The sequence below is a fragment of the Microbacterium lacus genome (genome assembly GCF_039531105.1).
Classification (GTDB): Bacteria; Actinomycetota; Actinomycetes; order Actinomycetales; family Microbacteriaceae; genus Microbacterium; species Microbacterium lacus.
Genome location: NZ_BAAAPK010000002.1, coordinates 54,938 through 75,548, shown reverse-complemented (window position 1 = coordinate 75,548; position 20,611 = coordinate 54,938). Strand labels below are relative to the sequence as shown.

19 protein-coding genes are annotated in these 20,611 nt (G+C 69.8%); 12 read left to right on the top strand and 7 right to left on the bottom strand.

Features of this window, described 5'->3' with window-relative positions:
- The first annotated feature begins 2 nt into the window (after positions 1–2).
- The 3 genes from ABD197_RS15840 (at position 3) to ABD197_RS15830 (ending at position 3,297) form a co-directional block, all read left to right on the top strand.
- Positions 3–794, top strand: a complete 792-nt coding sequence (locus ABD197_RS15840) for an enoyl-CoA hydratase/isomerase family protein (RefSeq protein WP_344055946.1) — start codon at positions 3–5, stop codon at positions 792–794.
- A complete protein-coding gene (locus ABD197_RS15835; RefSeq protein WP_344055945.1) occupies positions 791–1,621 on the top strand; it encodes an SDR family oxidoreductase in 831 nt (276 codons plus the stop codon). Before ABD197_RS15840 ends, ABD197_RS15835 begins: the two co-directional genes overlap by 4 nt.
- A 161-nt stretch (positions 1,622–1,782) precedes the next feature.
- Positions 1,783–3,297, top strand: coding sequence for a DUF4407 domain-containing protein (locus tag ABD197_RS15830; RefSeq protein ID WP_344055944.1), 1,515 nt, complete (start codon positions 1,783–1,785; stop codon positions 3,295–3,297).
- Positions 3,298–3,511: 214 nt separating this feature from the next.
- Here ABD197_RS15830 and ABD197_RS15825 read toward each other — a convergent pair whose 3' ends face one another.
- Complete coding sequence (locus ABD197_RS15825; protein ID WP_344055943.1) at positions 3,512–4,150, bottom strand: LysE family translocator; 639 nt, start codon at positions 4,148–4,150, stop codon at positions 3,512–3,514.
- Between the two features lie 51 nt (positions 4,151–4,201).
- Here ABD197_RS15825 and rlmN point away from each other — a divergent pair, with 51 nt between their 5' ends.
- The 5 genes from rlmN to ABD197_RS15800 are packed head-to-tail and all read left to right on the top strand — an operon-like array spanning position 4,202 to position 9,615.
- Positions 4,202–5,440, top strand: a complete 1,239-nt coding sequence (rlmN, locus tag ABD197_RS15820; RefSeq protein ID WP_344055942.1) for a dual-specificity RNA methyltransferase RlmN — start codon at positions 4,202–4,204, stop codon at positions 5,438–5,440.
- Between the two features lie 32 nt (positions 5,441–5,472).
- Positions 5,473–7,431: an ABC1 kinase family protein gene (locus ABD197_RS15815; RefSeq protein ID WP_344055941.1), complete on the top strand. Its 1,959-nt coding sequence runs from the start codon at positions 5,473–5,475 to the stop codon at positions 7,429–7,431.
- Between the two features lie 55 nt (positions 7,432–7,486).
- Positions 7,487–8,497, top strand: coding sequence for an aldo/keto reductase family protein (locus tag ABD197_RS15810; RefSeq protein ID WP_344055940.1), 1,011 nt, complete (start codon positions 7,487–7,489; stop codon positions 8,495–8,497).
- Between the two features lie 15 nt (positions 8,498–8,512).
- A complete protein-coding gene (locus ABD197_RS15805; RefSeq protein WP_344055939.1) occupies positions 8,513–8,995 on the top strand; it encodes an NUDIX hydrolase in 483 nt (160 codons plus the stop codon).
- Between the two features lie 35 nt (positions 8,996–9,030).
- Entirely contained in the window at positions 9,031–9,615 is a 585-nt protein-coding gene (locus ABD197_RS15800; protein ID WP_344055938.1) for a dihydrofolate reductase family protein, read from the top strand.
- On the opposite strand, the gene ABD197_RS15795 is transcribed toward ABD197_RS15800, so the two are convergent.
- Genes ABD197_RS15795 through ABD197_RS15780 form a run of 4 tightly spaced genes read right to left on the bottom strand, consistent with a single transcriptional unit; the run spans position 9,606 to position 13,506 of the window.
- Positions 9,606–10,484, bottom strand: coding sequence for a hypothetical protein (locus tag ABD197_RS15795; protein ID WP_344055937.1), 879 nt, complete (start codon positions 10,482–10,484; stop codon positions 9,606–9,608). The genes ABD197_RS15800 and ABD197_RS15795 overlap by 10 nt on opposite strands.
- A gap of 9 nt (positions 10,485–10,493) precedes the next feature.
- Complete coding sequence (locus tag ABD197_RS15790) at positions 10,494–10,952, bottom strand: GbsR/MarR family transcriptional regulator (protein ID WP_344055936.1); 459 nt, start codon at positions 10,950–10,952, stop codon at positions 10,494–10,496.
- A 5-nt stretch (positions 10,953–10,957) separates the two neighbouring features.
- Complete coding sequence (locus ABD197_RS15785) at positions 10,958–12,577, bottom strand: ABC transporter permease (RefSeq protein WP_344055935.1); 1,620 nt, start codon at positions 12,575–12,577, stop codon at positions 10,958–10,960.
- Complete coding sequence (locus ABD197_RS15780) at positions 12,574–13,506, bottom strand: ABC transporter ATP-binding protein (protein ID WP_344055934.1); 933 nt, start codon at positions 13,504–13,506, stop codon at positions 12,574–12,576. Before ABD197_RS15780 ends, ABD197_RS15785 begins: the two co-directional genes overlap by 4 nt.
- 137 nt (positions 13,507–13,643) lie before the next feature.
- On the opposite strand from ABD197_RS15780, the gene ABD197_RS15775 reads away from it, so the two are divergent.
- The 4 genes from ABD197_RS15775 to ABD197_RS15760 are packed head-to-tail and all read left to right on the top strand — an operon-like array spanning position 13,644 to position 17,936.
- Positions 13,644–14,300, top strand: a complete 657-nt coding sequence (locus ABD197_RS15775; protein ID WP_344055933.1) for a GntR family transcriptional regulator — start codon at positions 13,644–13,646, stop codon at positions 14,298–14,300.
- On the top strand, positions 14,297–15,823 hold the full coding sequence (locus tag ABD197_RS15770; protein ID WP_344055932.1) for an MmgE/PrpD family protein: 1,527 nt from the start codon (positions 14,297–14,299) through the stop codon (positions 15,821–15,823). The genes ABD197_RS15775 and ABD197_RS15770 overlap by 4 nt, the downstream gene beginning before the upstream one ends.
- On the top strand, positions 15,823–16,722 hold the full coding sequence (prpB, locus tag ABD197_RS15765; RefSeq protein ID WP_344055931.1) for a methylisocitrate lyase: 900 nt from the start codon (positions 15,823–15,825) through the stop codon (positions 16,720–16,722). Before ABD197_RS15770 ends, prpB begins: the two co-directional genes overlap by 1 nt.
- Before the next feature lie 20 nt (positions 16,723–16,742).
- Positions 16,743–17,936, top strand: coding sequence for a bifunctional 2-methylcitrate synthase/citrate synthase (locus ABD197_RS15760; RefSeq protein WP_344055930.1), 1,194 nt, complete (start codon positions 16,743–16,745; stop codon positions 17,934–17,936).
- A 33-nt stretch (positions 17,937–17,969) separates the two neighbouring features.
- Here ABD197_RS15760 and ABD197_RS15755 read toward each other — a convergent pair whose 3' ends face one another.
- Complete coding sequence (locus ABD197_RS15755; protein ID WP_344055929.1) at positions 17,970–18,929, bottom strand: CPBP family glutamic-type intramembrane protease; 960 nt, start codon at positions 18,927–18,929, stop codon at positions 17,970–17,972.
- A gap of 19 nt (positions 18,930–18,948) precedes the next feature.
- On the bottom strand, positions 18,949–20,580 hold the full coding sequence (locus ABD197_RS15750) for an alpha/beta hydrolase (RefSeq protein WP_344055928.1): 1,632 nt from the start codon (positions 20,578–20,580) through the stop codon (positions 18,949–18,951).
- Between the last annotated feature and the right edge of the window lie 31 nt (positions 20,581–20,611).

The window sequence follows — 20,611 nt, the reverse complement described above, 5'->3', positions numbered from 1 at the left end:
CCATGAGCGACTCGATCCTCGTCACGCGCGAGGGCCCGCTGGCCCGCGTGACCTTCAACCGTCCGGCATCCCTCAACGCGATGGATTTCGAGATGGGCACCCTCTGGCGCGACATCGCGCATGAGGTGACCGGCGACGCATCGGTGGGCGCCGTGATCCTGGATGCCGCCGGCCCGGCATTCTGCGCGGGCGGCGATGTCGTCGCGATGGCCGGCGCACCCGCGGGCGGCGACGATGTCACCGCGATGGCGCACGTGATCCACGAGGGGATCCGTGCCTGGGTGCTCTCGGACAAGCCGATCGTCGCGGCCGTGCAGGGCGCGGTCGCGGGCGGTGGGCTCGGGCTCATGCTGAGCGCCGACTACATCGTCGCGTCGGAGTCGGCGAAGTTCGTCAGCAAGTACGCGAACATCGGGCTGACCCCCGACCTCGGCGTCTCGACACTGCTCCCGGCCGCGATCGGTCAGCGCCGTGCCCTCGCCCTCCTCCTGCAGGACCGGACGATCGACGCCGAGACCGCGCTCGACTGGGGCTTGGTCGCCGAGGTCGTCGCACCGGGCGAGCTCGCCGCGCGCGCCGAAGCGGTCGCGCGCTTCTGGCTCGACAACGCAACGGCGGCGTTCGGGCAGGCCAAGCGCCTGGTGCGCGTCGGCGCGCACCGCAGCTTCGAGGAGAACCTGGCCGACGAGGCCGCGAGCATCGGCGCCCGCTTCGACACCGAGGAGTCGAAGCTGCGCATCGCCGCCTTCGCCGCGGCATCCCGCAAGCAGTCCGCACCGAAGGAGAACGCATGAGCACTCTGGCCGGCAAGACCATCCTGATGTCCGGTGGCAGCCGCGGCATCGGCCTCGCGATCGCGCTGCGTGCCGCGGCCGACGGCGCCAACATCGCGCTGCTCGCCAAGACCGACTCGCCCCACCCGAAGCTCGAAGGCACCGTGCACTCCGCGGCCGAGCAGATCCGCGCGGCGGGCGGCAACGCCCTCCCGATCGTGGGCGACGTCCGCAGCGACGACGACATCACCGCGGCGGTCATGAAGACCCAGGGCGAGTTCGGCGGCATCGACATCGTCGTGAACAACGCCTCGGTGATCGACCTGTCGCCCTCGCTGCAGCTGGCCGCGAAGAAGTACGACCTCATGCAGGACGTCAACGTCCGCGGCACGTTCATGCTGTCGCAGGCGGCGGTGCCGATCCTGAAGGATGCCGAGAACCCGCACATCCTGTCGCTTTCGCCGCCGCTGAACCTCGACCCGAAGTGGCTCGGCGCGCACACCGGCTACACCCTCGCCAAGTACGGCATGACGATGGTGACGCTCGGGTTCGCCGCGGAGTTCGCGAAGGACGGGATCGCCGCGAACACGCTGTGGCCGCGCACGACGATCGCGACCGCAGCGGTGCAGAACCTGCTCGGTGGCGACCGGGTGATGGCCGCGAGCCGGACCCCCGAGATCTACGCCGACGCCGCCTACGAGGTGCTCACCCGCCCCGCCCGCTCGTACACGGGTCAGACCCTCATCGTCGAAGACGTGCTGACGGATGCCGGAGTGACCGACTTCTCGCGCTACGCCGCCGTCCCCGGCACCCCCGACGACCGTCTGTTCCCCGACATCTTCCTCTGACGCCGGCGGCGCTCTTCTCGCTTTTCGCTGAAACGACATCTGCGCGACGAGACCATGGGGTTTCCCCACAGTCTCGACGTGCAGATGTCGTCTCACGGGTGCGAGGGAGGCGCTGAGGCGGCGCTGGGCAGTTGTCCAGGCGTGTCGGCTTGACTGGAGGGATGTCTTTCTCCGTTCACCGGCCCGGCCGCATGGGCTCCGACGGCCGTATCGAGTTCGACGTCGCGGACCAGGACGAGCCCCAGTACCTCAGCGACGTGCTCACCGAGCGCGCCGACGAGTCGGTCGAGGCGCAGCCGGATGCCGATCCCGAGCACGGCCCGGAGTCCGAGCCGGCCGCTGAGCCCGCGCCCGCCGCCGCTGTCGAACCGGCGGCCGAGCCCGAACCGGCGGCCGAGCCCGAACCCGATCCTGAACCGGCAGCCGAGCCGGCGGTCGCCCCGACCCGGTCCGCGCGCTCGGGCCGCCGCATCCGTCGTCGCCTGCCTCTCGCGACGCAGCTCGCCGTGCACGGCGGCGCCGACGCGGACGTGCTCGAGGCGGTGCCGGAGGAGACATCCCGCTTCGTGCAGATGTTCTTCGTGCTCGCCGGGACCGCGCTCGTCTCGGCGCTGTCGATGATGTTCGCCCTGATCACCGGTGTCCGCATCTCGATCTGGATCGCGGTGCCGCTCGCGCTCGTGTGGGCGCTCATCATCTTCAACCTCGACCGGTTCCTCACCTCGACGATGCGCTCGACGCGCAACATCTGGAAGCTCATCGGGCTCGCGATCCCGCGCATCTTCCTCGCCGCGCTGATCGGCATCGTCGTCGCGGAGCCGCTCGTGCTCCAGGCGTTCCAGAACGACATCGCGCGCGAGGTCAACTCGACGAACGTCGTCCAGGCGCAGGCGGATCAGGATGCCGTCACGAACGGCCCCGAGAAGCAAGCGCTCGACGAGGCATCGGCGCGGGTCGCGACACTGGAGAACCAGGCCGCGACCGGCATCGTCGAGGGGACGTCCTCGACGTCGGCCGAGACGGTGGCCGCGCAGCAGACGGTGGACCAGCTCACGCAACAGCTCGCCGACCAGCAGGCCGTGATCGATCAGGCGCGCGCTCTGTACCAGTGCGAGCTCACCGGCGAGGGCGTCGGCACGGTGCCCGGCTGCACCGGCGTCGTCGGCGACGGCGCGAGCTCGGATGCCGCGCAGGCGCAGCTCGCCCAGGCCCAGTCCGGATACGACGCGCTCGCCGTGCAGCTCCAAGACGCGACCGCGGCGCTCACCGCCGCGAACGCCGCGGGGACGGATGCCGCAGCCTCCTCCGCCGAGCAGAACAAGCAGCTCGCCGAAGACCAGCTGCCGGCCGCCCGCGCGCAGTACGACGCTGCTCTGGCGGCGTACGACGCCCGAGCCGCGCAGGTCGCCGGCGGCAACGCCGAGGCGATGGGCCTGCTCTCGCAGATGAGCGCGATGGAGCGGCTCGCCGCCCGCGAGCCCGCCCTCGCCATGGCGCACTGGCTCATCGCGCTGCTGTTCTTCATGATCGAGCTGCTCCCGGTGCTGGTCAAGGTGCTGACCAGCTACGGCGATCCGTCGCTGTACGAGCGGGCCGACGCGATGAAGAAGCAGGTCGCGCTGGATCGGGTGACCGCCGCGACCTGGCGCGAGCGCGCGGCGATCGTCCGCACCTGACCCGTCGCGCCGCGTCACCTGGACGCGCCTTCAGCCCCGCCGCAGCGCCCAGAACAGGAGTTTCGGCGCAGGCAGGTGGTTCGACGCTCAGATCCTCCTGTGTCCGCCGAAACGCCTGTTCTCGGCGGGGCGCTGTCCGCCGGAACGCCTGTTCTCGGCGGGATGCTGAGTGCCGGAGAGTCTGTTCTCGGCGAAGGAGCACCGCCCCTGGAGCTCAGTGTTTGCTGCCGGAGAGCAGCAGGATCCCGCCGAGCCCGATCATGAGCCCGCCTCCGGTCGCCGAGAGCACCGAGATGCGTCGCGGCGACTTGCCGAACCAGGCGCGGGCGCCCGCGGCCGCGAGCGCCCAGACTCCGTCCGAGATGAGAGCGATCACGAAGAAGACGAGCCCGAGCTCGACCATCTGCAGCGGCACCGAGCCCGAATCCAGGTCGACGAACTGCGGCAGCACCGCGACGAAGAACGCGATCGTCTTCGGGTTCGTGATGCCGACGACGAACCCTTCGCCGAGCTGACGCCAGTGCGAGCGGGGGAGCGCGCCCGACAGCGCCGCCTCGGCCGCGCGTCCGCGATGGCGGATCGCCTGGATGCCGAGGAACATCAGGTACAGCGCGCCGGCTACCTTCACGATCGTGAACAGCACGACCGAGCGCGCCACGATCCCGCCGACCCCGAGTGCGACCAGGCCGATGATCGGCAGGAGCCCGAGCGCGTTCCCGAGCACGCTCAGAAGGCCCCCGATGCGGCCGAGGGCGAGTGCGCGACCGATCGTGAAGAGCACGCTCGGCCCCGGGATCACGATCAGCACGAGCGACGCGAGGACGAACGCGAGGAGATTGTCGACCGGGACCACACGGTCACCCTAGTCCGGCGCCCGCCCAGGCTCATCGCCTACCCTGAGAGCATGACGACCAGGCCCGAAGCGACGCCCGTGCGACAGGTGCGGCCGCGCACCGAGGGCTGGCAGCAGAAGAAGGATGCCGAGGGCAGGCCCCTGCTGCAGTTCGCGAGCCCGAAGCGGGGCAAGCCCCCCGTGCACCTGGCCGATCTCACCCCGGAGGAGCGGGTCGCGAAGGTCAAGGACCTGGGCCTGCCCGGATTCCGCGCGAAGCAGCTCGAGAAGCACTACTTCCAGCACTGGACGCACGACCCCGCCGCGATGACCGACCTGCCGGCATCCGGTCGCGAGGAGTTCGTCCACGGCATGCTGCCGCCGTTGCTCACCGAAGTGCGCAGGCTCGAGACCGATCGCGGCGACACGATCAAGTTCCTGTGGAAGCTGCACGACGGCGCGCTCGTCGAGTCGGTCCTGATGCGCTACCCGGGCCGGATCACGCTGTGCGTCTCCAGTCAGGCCGGATGCGGCATGAACTGCCCGTTCTGCGCGACCGGGCAGGCGGGGCTGACCCGCAACATGTCGGCGGCCGAGATCATCGAGCAGATCGTCCGCGCCAACCGCCTGATCGCCGACGGCGGGCTCGGCGGCAAGAAGCGCGATGACCACAGCGCCGAGCGCGTCAGCAACATCGTATTCATGGGCATGGGGGAGCCGCTCGCGAACTACGCCCGCGTCATGCAGGCCGTGCGCGTCATGACAGACAAGGAGCACGGTCTCGGGATGAGCGCGCGCGGGATCACCGTCTCGACGGTGGGGCTGGTCCCGGCGATCACGAAGCTCGCGAACGAGGACATCCCGGTGACGTTCGCGCTGTCGCTGCACGCCCCCGACGACACGCTCCGCGACGAGCTGATCCCGGTGAACTCCCGCTGGAAGGTCGACGAGGCGCTGGATGCCGCACGGGCGTACTTCGACAAGACCGGGCGCCGGGTCTCGATCGAGTACGCCCTCATCAAAGACATGAACGATCACGCGTGGCGGGCCGACCTCCTCGCGGACAAGCTCAACGCGCGCGGTCGCGGCTGGGTGCACGTGAACCCGATCCCGCTCAACCCGACTCCCGGGTCGGTGTGGACGGCGTCCGAGGTCTCGGTGCAGAACGAGTTCGTCCGCCGGCTCAACGATGCCGGCATCCCGACGACCCTCCGCGACACCCGCGGCAAGGAGATCGACGGCGCGTGCGGCCAGCTCGTGGCGACGACCGAGGACGAAGCGGCCGCCGCGGCCACCCCGAACGAGGACTGACCGCGCGCCGGCGAGCCTGACAGAATCGGCTCATGCCCGCCTGGCTCGTCTTCGCGCTCGTCGCACTGGCCTTCTCGCTGGTCGCCGCGTGGATCGTCCGGCGTCTTCTGGATGTCGAGGTCGGGTGGCTGCGCGCCTGGGTGACGGCGATCGTGGTGTTCGTCATCGCATCACCTGTCGCGGTGTGGTCGTTGACGCAGGCGCAGGTCTACGAGAACGGTCGCCTGGTCGCCGACGGTGCGATCGCGATCGCGTTCGTCGCGCTCACCGTCGGCTGGATGCTGGCCGCCGTCGTGATCGCAGTGCTGACGCTCGAGTTCCTCTGGCCCTCCCGTCGCTGGCGCAACCCGATCTCGGTGGTGCGCGACGCGATCCGCCGCCGGGACCGCGCACGGCGCTACGCGCAGATCCTCGCGATCGGCTCGCGGCATGGACTGACGTTCTACGAGAGCAGGCGACGCGGCGAGCAGGACGAGGAGCTGCCCGCGGCGCTCGTCTCGGCGATGAACGAGGCCGGGGTCACGTTCGTCAAGCTCGGTCAGGTGCTGTCCTCCCGCGAGGACGTGCTGCCGCCCGCGCTCATTGCGGCGTTCTCGACGCTGCAGATGGATTCGACGCCGATTCCCTGGGCCGAAGCCGAGACCGCGATCCGCGCGCAGCTGGGATGCCCCATCGAGGAGGTCTTCGCCGAGATCGACCCGGTGCCTCTGGCCGCCGCATCCGTCGCTCAGGTCCACGCGGCCCGACTGCGCTCCGGCGAGGACGTCGTGGTGAAGATCCAGCGGCCGCGGGCCCGTGCGCAGGTGACCACCGACCTCGACATCCTCGAGCGCCTCGCCGCGCAGGCTGAGCGTCGCACGGACTGGGCCCGTGCATACGGCGCGCGGGCACTGGTGGCCGAGTTCTCGCGCGCGCTGCGCGAAGAGCTCGACTACAGGATCGAGGTCTCCAACACCGAGATGCTCCGCTCCGCGATCCCGAGATCGGAAGCGACGCGCCTGCATGTTCCCCGCGTGTACCCGCAGTACTCCACCGCGCAGATGATCGTGCAGGAGCGCGTGATCGGCACGCCGTTCGGTCGGCTCGCACCGGGTGCGGTTCCGGAGGAAGAGGCTCGACGGATCGCCGACGATCTGCTCGACGCGGTTTTCGAGCAGATCGCGGTGCGCGGCGTGTTCCACGCCGACCTGCATGCCGGCAACGTGATCCTGGGGGAGGACGGGGCTGTCACACTCATCGACTTCGGGGCCGTCGGGGTGCTCGAACGCAGCATGCGGCGGCTCCTGATCCCGATGCTCATCGGGATGGCCAACGAGGATGACGTGGCCGTCACCGACGTCGCGCTGCTCATGTGCGAGCCGCCCGGCGGCGAGTTCGACACGACGACGCTGCAGCGGGATATCGGCGTGATCCTGACCCGCGTGCACAACGCGCGTGCCGACGAGAACATCTTCCGTTCGTTCCTGGACGCTCTCCGGCGCAATCGCATGGCGCTGCCGCCGTCGCTTCTGCTCGTGTTCCGCACGCTCGCGTCGCTCGAGGGGACGCTGCGCCGGCTGGTGCCGGACTACGACATGGTCGGCCGCGCCCTCGAGGTCGCGCCGCGGATGGCGCGATCGCTCGTCTCGCCGCGCACGGCCCTGCTCAGCGCGCAGACCTGGTCGACGCTCATCGCCGAGCAGATGCGACGGATGCCGCGTCGTATCGAGAGCCTGACACGCTCGCTGGATGAGGGGACGCTCTCGGTGCGGCTGCGCGCGCTGGAGAGCCCGGATGACCGCTCGTACATCGACGGCATCATCGGCCGCCTCACGACCACCGTCATCGGCATCACTCTCGTGATCGCCGGCATCATGCTCGGCGTCGACGACGGTGGCCCGCTGCTGACCGGCGACGTGCCCGCCTTCTCCTTCCTCGGCAGCATCGTCGGCCTCGGCGGCCTGCTCCTGCTGCTGCGGAGTCTGCGCGGAGCGCTGCGCCGGCGCTCCTGAGTCCACCGCTGTCAACCGCCGCCCGGGACACTCCCCGCGCGAGTAGCGTTATCGGATGGTCAATTATCGATATCTCGGAAACAGCGGACTCAAGGTCTCGGAGATCACGTACGGCAACTGGGTGACGCACGGCTCGCAGGTCGACGACACCGACGCGATCGCCACGGTGCACGCGGCCCTGGATGCCGGCATCACCACGTTCGACACGGCCGACGCGTACGCGAACACCGCCGCGGAATCCGTCCTCGGCAAGGCGATCCAGGGGCAGCGTCGCGAGTCGCTCGAGATCTTCACGAAGGTCTACTGGCCGACGGGTCCCGGTGGGGCGAACGACAGCGGCCTCAGCCGCAAGCACATCATGGAGTCGATCAACGGCTCGCTGAAGCGACTCGGCACCGACTACGTCGAGCTCTACCAGGCGCACCGCTACGACTACGAGACCCCGATCGAGGAGACGTTCACGGCGTTCGCCGACATCGTCCGCCAGGGCAAGGCGCTGTACATCGGCGTCTCGGAGTGGACCGCAGAGCAGCTGCGCGAGGGTCACGCGCTCGCCAAGGAGCTCAACTTCCAGCTCATCTCGAACCAGCCCCAGTACTCGATGCTGTGGCGGGTCATCGAAGACAAGGTCGTTCCGGCCTCCGAAGAGCTCGGGATCTCGCAGATCGTGTGGTCGCCGATGGCGCAGGGCGTGCTGAGCGGCAAGTACCTGCCGGGGCAGCCGGCGCCCGAGGGCTCGCGCGCGACCGACGAGAAGAGCGGCGCGAACTTCATCAAGCGCTTCATGGACGACGACGTGCTGACCGCCGTGCAGAAGCTCAAGCCCATCGCCGAGCAGGCGGGCCTGTCGATGCCGCAGCTCGCGATCGCGTGGGTGCTGCAGAACCCGAACGTCGCCGCCGCCCTCGTGGGCGCCTCGCGTCCGGAGCAGATCGCGTCGAACGTGGCGGCGTCGGGTGTGACGCTGGATGCCGACACCCTGGCCGCGATCGATGCGGCCGTCGGCGGGGTCGCCGTCACCGACGCGGAGGAGACGTACTCCGTCTCGCCGAAGACGCGTCCCTGACCTCCTCGTCCTGACATGCCGACCTCCAGCGCGGGCATCCTCCTCTACCGGCTCGAGGAGGGTGCCCCGCCGGAGGTGCTGATCGCCCATATGGGCGGACCCTTCTGGGCGCGCAAGGACGCCGGGGCGTGGTCGATCCCGAAGGGCGAATACGACCCCGACGAGGAGGGCGCGCTGGACGCGGCGCTTCGCGAGTTCCGCGAAGAGCTCGGCGTCGCGGCCCCCGATGCCGACTACGCCGAGCTCGGCACGTTCGCGTATTCGTCCGGCAAGCGCGTCACGGTCTTCGTCTCGGACGGATCGGGCTTCGCGCTGGACGGCCTCGCCTTCGGCGAGTTCGAGATGGAGTGGCCGCCGCGGTCCGGCCGGGTCCAGTCCTTCCCAGAGGTCGACCAGGTGGAGTGGGTGAGGATGGATGCCGCCCGCGAGCGGCTCGTGAAGGGTCAGCGACCCGCGATCGATGCGCTCGAGCGGCACCTGGCGGATGCGCAGCGCTGACCCCGGCATCCGCTGACGACACGAAGGAGGACGGCGTGCGCGCGCTGGTGTACTACATCGCCACCACGATCGACGGATTCATCGCCGACGCGGACGGTGACTTCTCGCAGTTCCCGGTCGACCCCGCCACCCTTGCGGACCTGTTCGCGAGGTATCCCGAGACGTGCCCGGCGCATGTGCGAGCAGCCCTCGGGGTCTCCGCACCTCCGCGACGCTTCGACACGGTGCTCATGGGCAGGCGGACGCACGAGCCCGCCGTGCAGGCAGGCCTCGTCGACGGCGCCTATCCGCATCTGCGGCAGATCGTCGTGACCCACCGCGAAGTGCCCGCCTCGGCGCACATCGAGACGATCTCCGGAGACGTCGCCGCCCGCGTGGCGGAACTGAAGGCGGAGCCGGGCGCCGACATCTGGCTCTGCGGCGGAGGCGACCTCGCCGGGCAGCTCGCGGACCAGATCGACGAGGTGCAGCTGAAGATCAACCCGCTCGCCCTGGGGCGCGGTGTCCCGCTCTTCGGCGGCGCAGGCGTCCCTCGCGCACTGGACCTCGAGCCGGTCGGTGTCGAGCCGCTGTCCGGAGGCGTGATCCTCGCGACCTACCGGCGTGCGGGTCAGTTGTAGCCCGGGGGCGGTGTCGCGGTCGGCGTCGGACCGGGGTTCTCCACGACCGGGATGTCGTCGGCCGGAAGCGACGCACCGGCGGGCACCGCGACCACGACGCCGCCCGGCAGCAGCGTGTAGTCGATCTGCTCGCCGAGGCCCGTGAACAGATCGCCGTCGGCCTCGGAATACCAGGCGGGCAGTGAGACCGTCGCCTGCACCGCGGACGCCTTCTCGATCGGGATGCAGACGATCTGGGCGGAGGGGAGATCCGCGATGATCATGCAGAACCGCTGGTCCGTCGTCGGCCCCGCCCCGACCGTCCGGCCGTACAGGATGCCGTAGGGAGTGAGCTGCTCCCAGATCAGCTGGTCGGCGACCGCCTCCGCACCCGGCAGAGCCAGGATGTCTTCGCGCAGACCCGCGAAGTAGGCCGCGTACTGCGCGTCATAGCCCGCCGCGCGCTGCTCCGCGGCGATCGCCGCTGCCCGTGCCTGCGCCGACGGGCGCTGCGGATCGCCCGACCGGGAGATGCTCCAGGCGGTGCCGCCGAGGAGCAGCGCGACGACCGCCGTCGCCGCGATCGCGGCGACGTGGCGGCGCGAGGCCCGGACAGGCGCGATCGGGGTCGGTGTGCGCCGCTCGGCCGCCGGCTCCGCAGCCTCCTGTTCGTCATCGGGCGCGCCGCTCTCGGTGAGGGCGGGCGTGATCTCGGGCGCGGGAAGTCGCGCGCCGCGCGCGGCACGTGCCCGCTCTTCGAGCTCGTCGAGCCGGCTCACGGCCTCCGCATCGTCGACGATGTCGGCGTCCGGTCCGTACGCACGTGCGCGCAGCGCCTCGAGCTCTGCACGCTCGAGGGCGGTCAGGGCGCCGGGCTGGTGTTCGGGCACGCGTTCAGGCTAACCCCGGTCGCGCTCGGCGTCCCATTCGTCCAAGAGGCGCGGCATCCGCTCGCCGAGGAAGCGGAAGAATCCCGACATGTCGCGGGCGCGCGCGACCGACTGGGGAGCGTCGGCGTTGTCATCCGCGACGCGGTCCACGAAGTCGGCGAGGCGCTCGTACAGCGGCAGATTGGCGGTGAGGACCACGCGCCAGCCGTCGTCGGCGATGTCGTAGCGGTCCCGTCGGTCGCCGTGGTGGGGGAGCCGATGGATGATGTGGATCGCCTGCAGATAGCGCACGGCGCCCGAGACAGCAGCCGCCGACACTCCGAGCCGATCGGCGAGCTCCGCCGCCGTGTAGCCTGCGTCGGGCGAGCCGACGAGCGCCATCATCACACGGGCGGGCATGCGCGGCATCCCGGCCGCCGTCATCATCGCCGCGGCCTGTTCGGCGGCCTCCGTTCCGCGGTGTTCCACAGTCCTCATCCTGCCGGAGCCAGCTCGCGTCGGCGCATGAGCGCGGCCGTCGCGCCGCCGATCACCGCGATCGCCACGAGGAGCCCCCACAGTCCCTGCAGATCCACGCCGTCGCCGTTCACCGTGGGTGCGGCGGCGATCGGCGCCGCATGGACCAGCCAGTCGGGGAAGCCGAAGAGCGGACCGAAGAGTCCGAGCACCATCGCGAGCATCACGAGCGTCCAGCCGAGGGGGATCGTCACGCGGGGAGCCAGCACGAAGACGAGCGCTGTCAGCACCAGGAACACGCTCGCCGCGACGACCTGTCCCGATCCGACGACCGCGACATCGCCCATCAGCGACCAGTCGCCGTCGCGGCCCGCGATGCCGAGGGCCGCGCCGACGACGGCGGAGGCGACGACGATCACGATCGCCGCGAACCCGACGACGACGTAGCCGGAGAGCCAGCGCACCCTGTCGACCGGTGTCGCGAGCACTGCCTCGGCCGTGCCGTGGGCCTCCTCCGAGCGCGCGCGGCAGACCGTCTGCACGGCGGCGCACGCGGCGAGGATCCCGAGCATCTCGAAGAAGATGATGACCGCGCCCTGGGCGATGCTGCCGTTCGCGCTGATGACCTCGAGGATCGCCTGCACCGACGGCAGCTCGGTCACCACGTCGGCGAGGACGCCCGCGAGACTCGTCGCGAGCAGCCCGGTCAACAGTCCGCCGGCGGCCCAGCCCAGGATCGACCCGCGCGTGAGCCGCCACACCAGACCCGTCGGTCCGGCCAGGGAGGCCGAGGCGTCGGGGCGGCCGCGCCGCTCGGGGACGAGGCTTGCGCCGAAGTCGCGGGTGCTCTGGATCGCGACGGATGCTGCGGCGAGTGCGAGCCCGAACACGACGCACAGCACGAGCGGCCACAGCGCGTCGTCGGCGAACGGACGCGACTGCTCACCCCAGCCGAACGGCGAGAGCCACGTCAGCCACGAGCTCTCGATGCGCTGGAGGTCCGCGGTCGGCGTCCCCAGCGCGTTGCCGAGGCCCGCGAGCAGGAAGGTCAGCAGCAGGATCCACACCGCGAGCGCATTGGCGCCCCGCGACGTGCGCATGAGCTGCCCGGCGATGAGCCCGATGCCGAGGAAGGTCACTCCCACCGCACCGGCTCCGAAGCCTGCGACGAACGATCCGCCGGCGGCGAGCCCTGTACTGAGCAGGGCGAGCGAGGTGAGAAGCGCCAGTCCGAGGTTGGCGAGCAGTCCGTGCGCGACCGTGGCCAGAACCGGCACCGTCCGCCCAGCGGGTGTCGCGGCGACCAGCTCGGTCCTGCCGAGCTCCTCGTCCATGCGGGTGTGCCGGACCGCCAGGAACGAGCTCATGAAGGCGGCGTCGATCGCGAGGAACGGGAAGATCAGGAACAGCATGAATGCGCCTTCGTCGGCGCCGGACGGCAGTCCGCGGAACAGCATGATGACCGGGTTGGCGATCGCGGTGGCCAACAGCGCCTCGCGGTCCTGCTGCGTGCCGTACGACTGGGTGACTCCGACGTACGTGAGGTACGCGAGCAGCGCCGTCCCGACGATCCACATCAGCAGCTGCCAACGGTCTCGACGGATCCGCTCCCGCAGCAGGGTCGCGAACGCGTTCATCGGCCGGCTCCGCTCGGCGCATCCTCCGGTTGCGGCCGGTCGCCGTAGTGACGGAGGAACAGCTCCTCCAGGGACGGCGGCTCGATGCGCAGCCCGCTGACGTTGCGCCGGGCGAGCTCCGGCAGTGCCGCCGCGACGCGATCGCTGTCGATCGTGACGTGCGCGCGGCCCTCGGAGATCCGCGCGTCATGTGCGCCGGGGATGCCGTCGGCCGCGGCGATCTCCGCCGCCTCGAACGAGATCTCCGTGCGGGTAAGGTGCCGCAGGTCTGCGAGGGTGCCGGATTCGACCACTCGGCCGGCGCGGATGATGCTGACGCGATCGCACAGGAGCTCGACCTCCGACAGGATGTGGCTCGACAGCAGCACCGTGGCCCCGGCATCCTTCACCCGGGCCATCTCGCGGCGGAACACCACCTCCATCAGGGGATCCAGACCGCTCGTGGGCTCGTCGAAGATGTACAGCTCGGCGGGCACCGCCAGGGCTGCGATCAAAGCGACCTTCTGCCGGTTGCCCTTCGAGTACGCCCGTCCCTTCGTGCGGGGATCGAACTGGAACTCCTCCATCAGCCGTCGCTTCTGCGCACGGTAGGCGGCGTCACGGCTGCCGGCACCCCGCAGCCGGGCGAGCACGTCGATCGACTCGCCGCCGGACAGGTTGGGCCAGATGCTCACATCCCCCGGGACGTACGCGATCCGCCGGTGCAGCCCCACTGTTTCCCGCCACGGGTCCTCGTCAAACACGCGCACCTGGCCGGATGTCGCCCGGGCGAGTCCGAGCAGGATGCGGATCGTGGTCGACTTCCCGGCGCCGTTGGGTCCGAGGAAGCCGTGCACCTGTCCCGCCTCGACCTGCAGGTCCAGTCCGTCCAGGGCGTGGACGGTTCCGTAGCGCTTGATGAGGGATGTCGTGCGGATCACGCTGCTCATGCGACGAACGATACGCCTGTTTCAGTAATTTGTGAATGCAGTGACGGTCTTCTGCGGTGTATACCGAAACCCCGACTCAGGCAACTTCGTGGCCTCCTTCGCGTCATTGTGTATACAATCAGGGGGGAAGGGTGACTATGAGAGCAAGTGATCGCGCGTACGCCGCGCTCCTGGACCAGATCCAGTCCGGCGATCTCGCTCCCGGCACCGTGCTCGCCGAGGTCGAGCAGGCCGCCCGACTCGGGGTGAGCCGGACGCCGCTCCGCGAAGCGCTCGGGCGTCTTGCGGCCGACGGCCTCGTCGTCCAGCAGTCCCCGCGCGTGACCGTCGTCAGCGACATCGACGTCGCCGACATCCGCGCGCTGTTCGAGGTGCGCCGCGCCCTCGAGGAGACCGCTGCGCGCCTGGCCGCCACCCGCGCCGACGCCGACGTGTTCGCCGCGCTCGCCGTCGAGTTCGCCGGCGTCGGCGCCCTCGACCGCGACGAGGGGCGTGACGCGTACTACGCGCTCATCGCCCGTTTCGACGCGCAGCTGGACGCCGCGATCGACAACGACTACCTCACGTCGGCTCTGCGCGGCATCCGCACCCACCTCGTGCGGGTGCGGCGCCTGGCGCGCGACATCCCCGAGCGACTGGCCGCCTCGGTCGCCGAGCACCGGCTGATCGCCTCCGCGATCGCCGATCGGGATGCCGACCTCGCCGCCCACGCGACCCACGTGCACCTGCACAACGCTCTGACCACGATCCTCGCGTCGCTCGACGCACCGTCCGCTCTGAAAGGCACGGCATGACCACCACGCACCACCTCCGCGTCCACCGCAGTGACGAGCACCTCTCCCGCGAGGGACAGCTCGCCTGGCGCATCGCCGAGATCGCCGCCGATCCCGTCGAGGTCGACCAGGACGTCGTCGACATGATCATCAACCGGGTGATCGACAACGCCGCCGTGGCCGCGGCATCCCTCACCCGCGCGCCCGTGAGCGCCGCCCGCCAGCAGGCGCTCGACCACGCGGTGTCGATCAGCGGCAAGGGGGCGACCGTCTTCGGCTGCAGCGTCGAGCGGCGGACGAGCCCCGAGTGGGCGGCGTGGGCGAACGGCGTCGCCGTGCGCGAGCTCGACTACCACGACACCTTCCTCGCCGCGGAGTACTCGCACCCCGGCGACAACATCCCGCCCATCGTCGCGGTCGCCCAGCACGTCGGCGCCGACGGCCGGGCGCTCGTGCGCGGAATCGCCACCGGCTATGAGATCCAGATCGACCTCGTGCGCGCGATCTCGCTCCACAAGCACAAGATCGACCACGTCGCCCACCTCGGCCCGTCGGCCGCCGCCGGGATCGGCACACTCCTGGACCTCCCGGTCGAGACGATCTACCAGGCCGTCGGCCAGGCGCTGCACACGACGACCGCGACCCGGCAGTCCCGCAAGGGCGAGATCTCCACGTGGAAGGCGCACGCTCCCGCGTTCGCCGGGAAGATGGCCGTGGAGGCTGTCGACCGCGCGATGCGCGGCGAGACCTCGCCGAGCCCGATCTACGAGGGCGAAGACGGCGTGATCGCATGGCTGCTGGACGGTCCCGACGCCTCGTACGAGGTGCCGCTGCCGGCGACCGGGGAGTCCAAGCGCGGCATCCTCGATTCGTACACGAAGGAGCACTCCGCGGAGTACCAGGCGCAGGCCTGGATCGACCTGGCCCGCAAGCTCCACAACGAGCACCCCGATGCCTTCGCCCCGGACAACATCGAGTCGATCGTGCTGCACACGAGCCACCACACGCACTACGTGATCGGCTCGGGCGCGAACGACCCGCAGAAGTACGACCCGCACGCCTCACGCGAGACGCTGGACCACTCGATCCCGTTCATCTTCACCGTCGCGCTGCAGGACGGCACGTGGCACCACGTCGACTCCTACGCTCCCGAGCGCGCGACTCGCGAGGACACCGTCGCCCTGTGGCACAAGGTCACGACGGCGGAGGACGCCGAGTGGACTCGCCGTTACCACTCGGAGGACCCGAACGAGAAGGCATTCGGAGGCCGCGTCGTGATCCGCTTCACCGACGGCACCGAGCTCGTCGACGAGATCGCGGTGGCCGATGCCCACCCGCTCGGTGCGCGTCCGTTCGCACGCGAGGACTACGTCCGCAAGTTCCGCATCCTCGCCGAGCCGGTGCTCCTGCCCGAGGAGATCGAGCGGTTCCTGGACCTCGCCCAGCGCCTGCCCGATCTCACCGCCGAAGAGGTCGGTCAGCTCACGATCGTCGCGAAGCCCGGTGTGCTCGCGACCGCGCCCGCCCCGAAGGGGCTGTTCTGATGCTGTACGCGCAGACACCGGCGGCCGAGAAACGGCGGCTGTTCCGTGAGCGGCTGGCGTCGGGGGAGCTGCTGCGCTTCCCCGGGGCGTTCAACCCGCTGAGCGCGAAGCTCATCGAGCGCAAGGGATTCGAGGGCGTCTACATCTCCGGTGCCGTGCTGTCCGCCGACCTCGGTCTGCCCGACATCGGCCTGACGACCCTCACCGAGGTCGCCGGTCGCGGGCAGCAGATCGCGCGGATGACCGAGCTGCCGGCCCTCATCGACGCCGACACGGGGTTCGGCGAGCCGATGAATGTGGCGCGGACGATCCAGACGCTCGAGGACGCCGGCCTTGCCGGCATGCACATCGAGGATCAGATCAACCCGAAGCGCTGCGGTCACCTCGACGGAAAGGCCGTCGTCGACCAGGACACCGCGATCAAGCGCATCCGCGCGGCGGTCGACGCGCGTCGCGATCCGAACTTCCTGATCATGGCGCGCACCGACATCCGCGCGGTGGACGGTCTCGAGGCGGCGCTCGACCGCGCGAAGGCGCTCGTGGATGCCGGTGCCGACGCGATCTTCCCCGAAGCGATGCGCTCCCTCGAGGAGTTCGCCGCGGTGCGCGCCGCAGTCGACGTGCCGATCCTCGCGAACATGACCGAGTTCGGAAAGAGCGACCTGTTCTCCGTCGATCAGCTCCAGAGCGTCGGCGTGAACATCGTGATCTGGCCGGTGTCGCTCCTGCGCATCGCGATGGGGGCCGCCGGCCGGGCGCTGGATACGCTGATCGACGAGGGGCACCTGACCTCGAAGCTCGGCGAGATGCAGCATCGCGCCGACCTCTACGACCTGATCGACTACGAGGATTACAACCACTTCGACACTTCGGTGTTCAACTTCCAGATCGCCCGCTGAGCCTCCCGAGGAAGAGAGAGATGACAGACATCGAGATCAAGAAGGGCCTCGCCGGGGTCACCGTCGACTACACCGCCGTGTCGAAGGTCAATCCCGAGACGAACAGCCTGCTCTACCGCGGCTACCCGGTCCAGGAGCTCGCCGCGACGCAGTCGTTCGAGGCCGTCGCGTACCTGCTCTGGTACGGCGAGCTGCCGGATGCCGACCAGTTGGCGGCGTTCACCGCCGAGGAGCGGGCGAACCGGGCGCTGGATGACAACGTCCGCGAGGCGATCGACCTCACGCCGCTGGACGCCCACCCGATGGACGTGCTGCGCACGGCCGTCTCCCTCGTCGGGGCTTCCGACCCCGCTGCGTTCGACAGCTCGCGCGAGTCCGATCTGGCGAAGTCGCGGCGTCTGCTCGCCAAGCTCCCCGCGATGGTCGCCTACGACCAGCGCCGACGCCACGGGCTCGGTATCCTGGATCCTCGGGAGGATCTGGACTACTCGCAGAACTTCCTCTGGATGACGTTCGGCGAAGAGCCGGACCCCGTGGTCGCGCAGGCGTTCAACGTGTCGATGATCCTGTACGCGGAGCACTCGTTCAACGCCTCGACGTTCACGGCCCGCGTCATCACGAGCACGATGTCCGACCTGTACTCCGCGGTCGTCGGGGCGATCGGGGCCCTCAAGGGACCGCTGCACGGTGGCGCGAACGAGGCCGTGATGCACATCTTCGACGAGATCGGCTCGGCGCAGAACGTCGGACCGTGGCTGGACACCGCGCTCGCCGAGAAGCGCAAGATCATGGGCTTCGGGCACCGCGTGTACAAGCACGGCGATTCGCGCGTGCCGACGATGAAGGCCGCGCTGGACACCCTGGTCGAGCACTACTCGGCGCAGGGTGACAGCGCCCGCGACCTCGCCGCGCTGTACGACGCGCTCGAGGCCGACTTCGTTGCGCGGAAGGGCATCTACCCCAATCTCGATTACCCGTCGGGGCCGGCGTACAACCTGATGGGCTTCGACACGCTCACCTTCACACCGCTGTTCGTCGCGGCGCGGGTGACCGGGTGGACGGCGCACATCATGGAGCAGGCCGCCTCGAACGCCCTCATCCGGCCGCTGTCGGCGTACAACGGTCCCGACGAGCGTCACATCGACGGCTACGTTCCGGATGCCGCGCTCGATGCCGCAGCAACCTTGGACCGCCCGGAGGAGGCCGCCGGCTGACCCTGCCCCCCAGCAGCCGGCGGCCTCGCCTTCTCAACCGGCGAGGATGCGCTCGCCGTGGTGCCGACTCGGGTGCAGATCGAGGTCTTCGGCTTCGCGCTGGTAGCGCGGATAGCTGAGCCTGCCGCGGGTCGCGAGCAGCACGATGGTCGCGATCACGAAGTATCCGATCGTGGCGCCGAATCCGACGAGCATGGCCGACGTGTCCGCCGCGATCGTTCCGCCCGCCGCCAGGCGCTGGAAGTACGTCACGGAGCCGTCGATCGAGCCGTGCAGGAGGATGCAGAGCGCGAGGCTCGCCTGCGTGTTGTTGGAGAGCCAGGTGAAGATGAACGTCATCCCGATCACGGTGAGGGTGAAGAAGCCCAGTCCGAACATCCCCTGGCCGATGTCGCCGCTGCCGAACCAGGACGGGATGTACAGCGAGAAGTGCCACGTCGCCCACAGCAGCGAGAGGTAGAACGTGCCCCGGAAAGGACCGTACTTGTTCTGCATCCGCGGGAGGGCGAATCCGCGCCAGCCGGTCTCCTCGAAGAGCGGTCCGAAGATGAAGTGCGCGGCGTACGAAGCCGGGTAGATCACGAGTGACGTCAGCGCGAAGGCGGCACCCGCGTCGGTCGCGCCGAGGATGAGCGTCACGATCACCGCGGTGCCCGGAAGCAGCAGGATCGCCACCAGGTACCACTGGATTCCGTGCCGGAACGAGATGAGGCGGCTCGCGAGACGCCGGATGCCGGGCTTGCCGTCGATGAGCCCGACCATGAGGAACGCGGTTCCGGTCACACCGATCGCGATCCCCGGGAGCACCCAGATCGTCGGGGCGAATGTGTCGGGATTGAACGCCGGCACACCGAGGAGGATGAGCGGGCTCCACAGCAGCCATGTCACCGCGTAGGCGATGACGAAGAACATCGTCAGGGGGCGCCGGCGGGCGAGGCCCCGGATGCCGGGCTCGCGGGTGGCGTCGGTGCGGGGTTCGGTCGCCGTGGTCATGATGATCCTTTCGCCGTGCTCACTGCTGGAACGGCTGCTTGTCCTGCGCGCAGAACGTGCCGGCCTCGGGAAGCGTGCCGTCCAGGATGTAGGCGGCGATCAGGTCGTCGGCGCAGGTGCTCCGGTTCAGCAGCGACGTGTGCCCGTATCCGTTGACGGTCAGCAATACGGATCCCTCGAGAAGATCGGAGTTCTGCACCGCGTTCTTGTAGGGCGTCGACGGGTCGTGGGTCGTGTTGACGACCAGGGCGGGCTGAGAGGTCTTCACCTTCCACGGGCCCGTGTAGGGATCGGCCGCCTTCACCTGCCAGAAGCTGCACGGCACGTCGAAATACAGCGTCGCCAGACCGCTGTATCCCGCCTGCTGCTGCACTTCCACCGCGAGCGTCGGGATGCGCTCGGGTGCTACGGCGGCAGCATCCCCGCAGGCGATGCTGAGCGCCTGCTCGGGTCCGACATACGTCGTCGCCGGTGGCTCCGGCGCAGCATCCGACGACGCGTCCCCGTCCGGCTGCGCGGGAGCGGGCGCGGGGTTCGTCGCCGCCTCGTAGATGGTCTGCAGCGCGGTGGCCGTTCCTACCCACCCTTGCGCCCCCGGGATGGGAGCGCTGACGTCCATGCCGTTGTCGACGTCCGTCACCAGGTCGGTGAGGGTGATCGTGCGTGGTCCGGCGGCCGACGAGAAGGTCACCGGACCTGCCGCCAGGATGTTCTGAAGGTCCGTCCACTTCTGGCGCGTCTGCTGGACCGTAGGCGCGGCGAACGCGCACTGGTCAGGCCCTGCGGTCGCGCAGAGGACGAAGAACTGATCGAGCACCTCGGCGTTGTCCAGCGATCCGATGCGCACGCCGAGTGTCTGCTGGGCATCGGGATCGCCGTCGTTCGTCCAGTTCTGCGGGCTCAGGTTGCCGTCGAGGACGAAGGAGCGGATCTGATCGGGGAACATGTTCGCGTAGGTCATGCCGAGGAACGTGCCGTACGACACGCCCCAGTAGTTCAGCGGTTCGCCGCCGGTGGCCCGGCGCAGCTGTTCGAGGTCCCGCGCCGTGTCTCCGGTGGAGACGTGTGCGGCCAGATCACCGGCGTTCGACGCGCACGCCTCGCCCAACTCCGCGTACGCCTCGTTCCAGGCCTGCTGCTCGTCGAAGGTGAGGGGGAAGTCGCCCACCGGGCCGATGACCTCTCCCTCGGCATCCGCGTCGGGATAGCACTGCACGGCGGTGGACTCGCCGACCCCGCGGGGGTCCCAGCTGACGAGGTCGAAAGCGTCGCGCACCGTCTGAGGGAAGAGCTCGTACCAGGCCGGGAACTGTCCCGATCCCGTGCCACCCGGTCCGCCGGGGTTGAAGAACAGCGTGCCCTGGCTCTCTCCGGAGGCGGCGGGCATCCGGCGCAGAGCGAGCGAGATCGTCTCACCGCCCGCATCGGCGTAATCCAGCGGCACCTCGTAGGTCGCGCACTCGAGCCCGTCGATCACGGCATCGTCTCCCGCGCACGCGGCCCAGGAGACCGGAGCGTCCGAGAAGGTCCACTCGGAGTCGTCCGTCCCCTCCTCGGCGGTGCATCCCGCCAACGCGAGTGCGATGACCGCGATCGGAACGGCGATGAGTCGGACGAAGCGAGGACGGCTGGGCAGCGGGCGCGGCGACATGGAACTCCTTGGCGTAGGGGAACGGTTCATT

What these genes read in the sequence shown, in the direction of transcription:
- ABD197_RS15840 (WP_344055946.1), top strand. Translation starts at nt 3, where the DNA reads ATGAGCGACTCGATCCTCGTCACGCGCGAGGGCCCGCTGGCCCGCGTG.
- ABD197_RS15835 (WP_344055945.1), top strand. Translation starts at nt 791, where the DNA reads ATGAGCACTCTGGCCGGCAAGACCATCCTGATGTCCGGTGGCAGCCGC.
- ABD197_RS15830 (WP_344055944.1), top strand. Translation starts at nt 1,783, where the DNA reads ATGTCTTTCTCCGTTCACCGGCCCGGCCGCATGGGCTCCGACGGCCGT.
- rlmN (WP_344055942.1), top strand. Translation starts at nt 4,202, where the DNA reads ATGACGACCAGGCCCGAAGCGACGCCCGTGCGACAGGTGCGGCCGCGC.
- ABD197_RS15815 (WP_344055941.1), top strand. Translation starts at nt 5,473, where the DNA reads ATGCCCGCCTGGCTCGTCTTCGCGCTCGTCGCACTGGCCTTCTCGCTG.
- ABD197_RS15810 (WP_344055940.1), top strand. Translation starts at nt 7,487, where the DNA reads ATGGTCAATTATCGATATCTCGGAAACAGCGGACTCAAGGTCTCGGAG.
- ABD197_RS15805 (WP_344055939.1), top strand. Translation starts at nt 8,513, where the DNA reads ATGCCGACCTCCAGCGCGGGCATCCTCCTCTACCGGCTCGAGGAGGGT.
- ABD197_RS15785 (WP_344055935.1), bottom strand. Translation starts at nt 12,577, where the DNA reads ATGAACGCGTTCGCGACCCTGCTGCGGGAGCGGATCCGTCGAGACCGT.
- ABD197_RS15780 (WP_344055934.1), bottom strand. Translation starts at nt 13,506, where the DNA reads ATGAGCAGCGTGATCCGCACGACATCCCTCATCAAGCGCTACGGAACC.
- ABD197_RS15775 (WP_344055933.1), top strand. Translation starts at nt 13,644, where the DNA reads ATGAGAGCAAGTGATCGCGCGTACGCCGCGCTCCTGGACCAGATCCAG.
- ABD197_RS15770 (WP_344055932.1), top strand. Translation starts at nt 14,297, where the DNA reads ATGACCACCACGCACCACCTCCGCGTCCACCGCAGTGACGAGCACCTC.
- prpB (WP_344055931.1), top strand. Translation starts at nt 15,823, where the DNA reads ATGCTGTACGCGCAGACACCGGCGGCCGAGAAACGGCGGCTGTTCCGT.
- ABD197_RS15760 (WP_344055930.1), top strand. Translation starts at nt 16,743, where the DNA reads ATGACAGACATCGAGATCAAGAAGGGCCTCGCCGGGGTCACCGTCGAC.
- ABD197_RS15755 (WP_344055929.1), bottom strand. Translation starts at nt 18,929, where the DNA reads ATGACCACGGCGACCGAACCCCGCACCGACGCCACCCGCGAGCCCGGC.
- ABD197_RS15750 (WP_344055928.1), bottom strand. Translation starts at nt 20,580, where the DNA reads ATGTCGCCGCGCCCGCTGCCCAGCCGTCCTCGCTTCGTCCGACTCATC.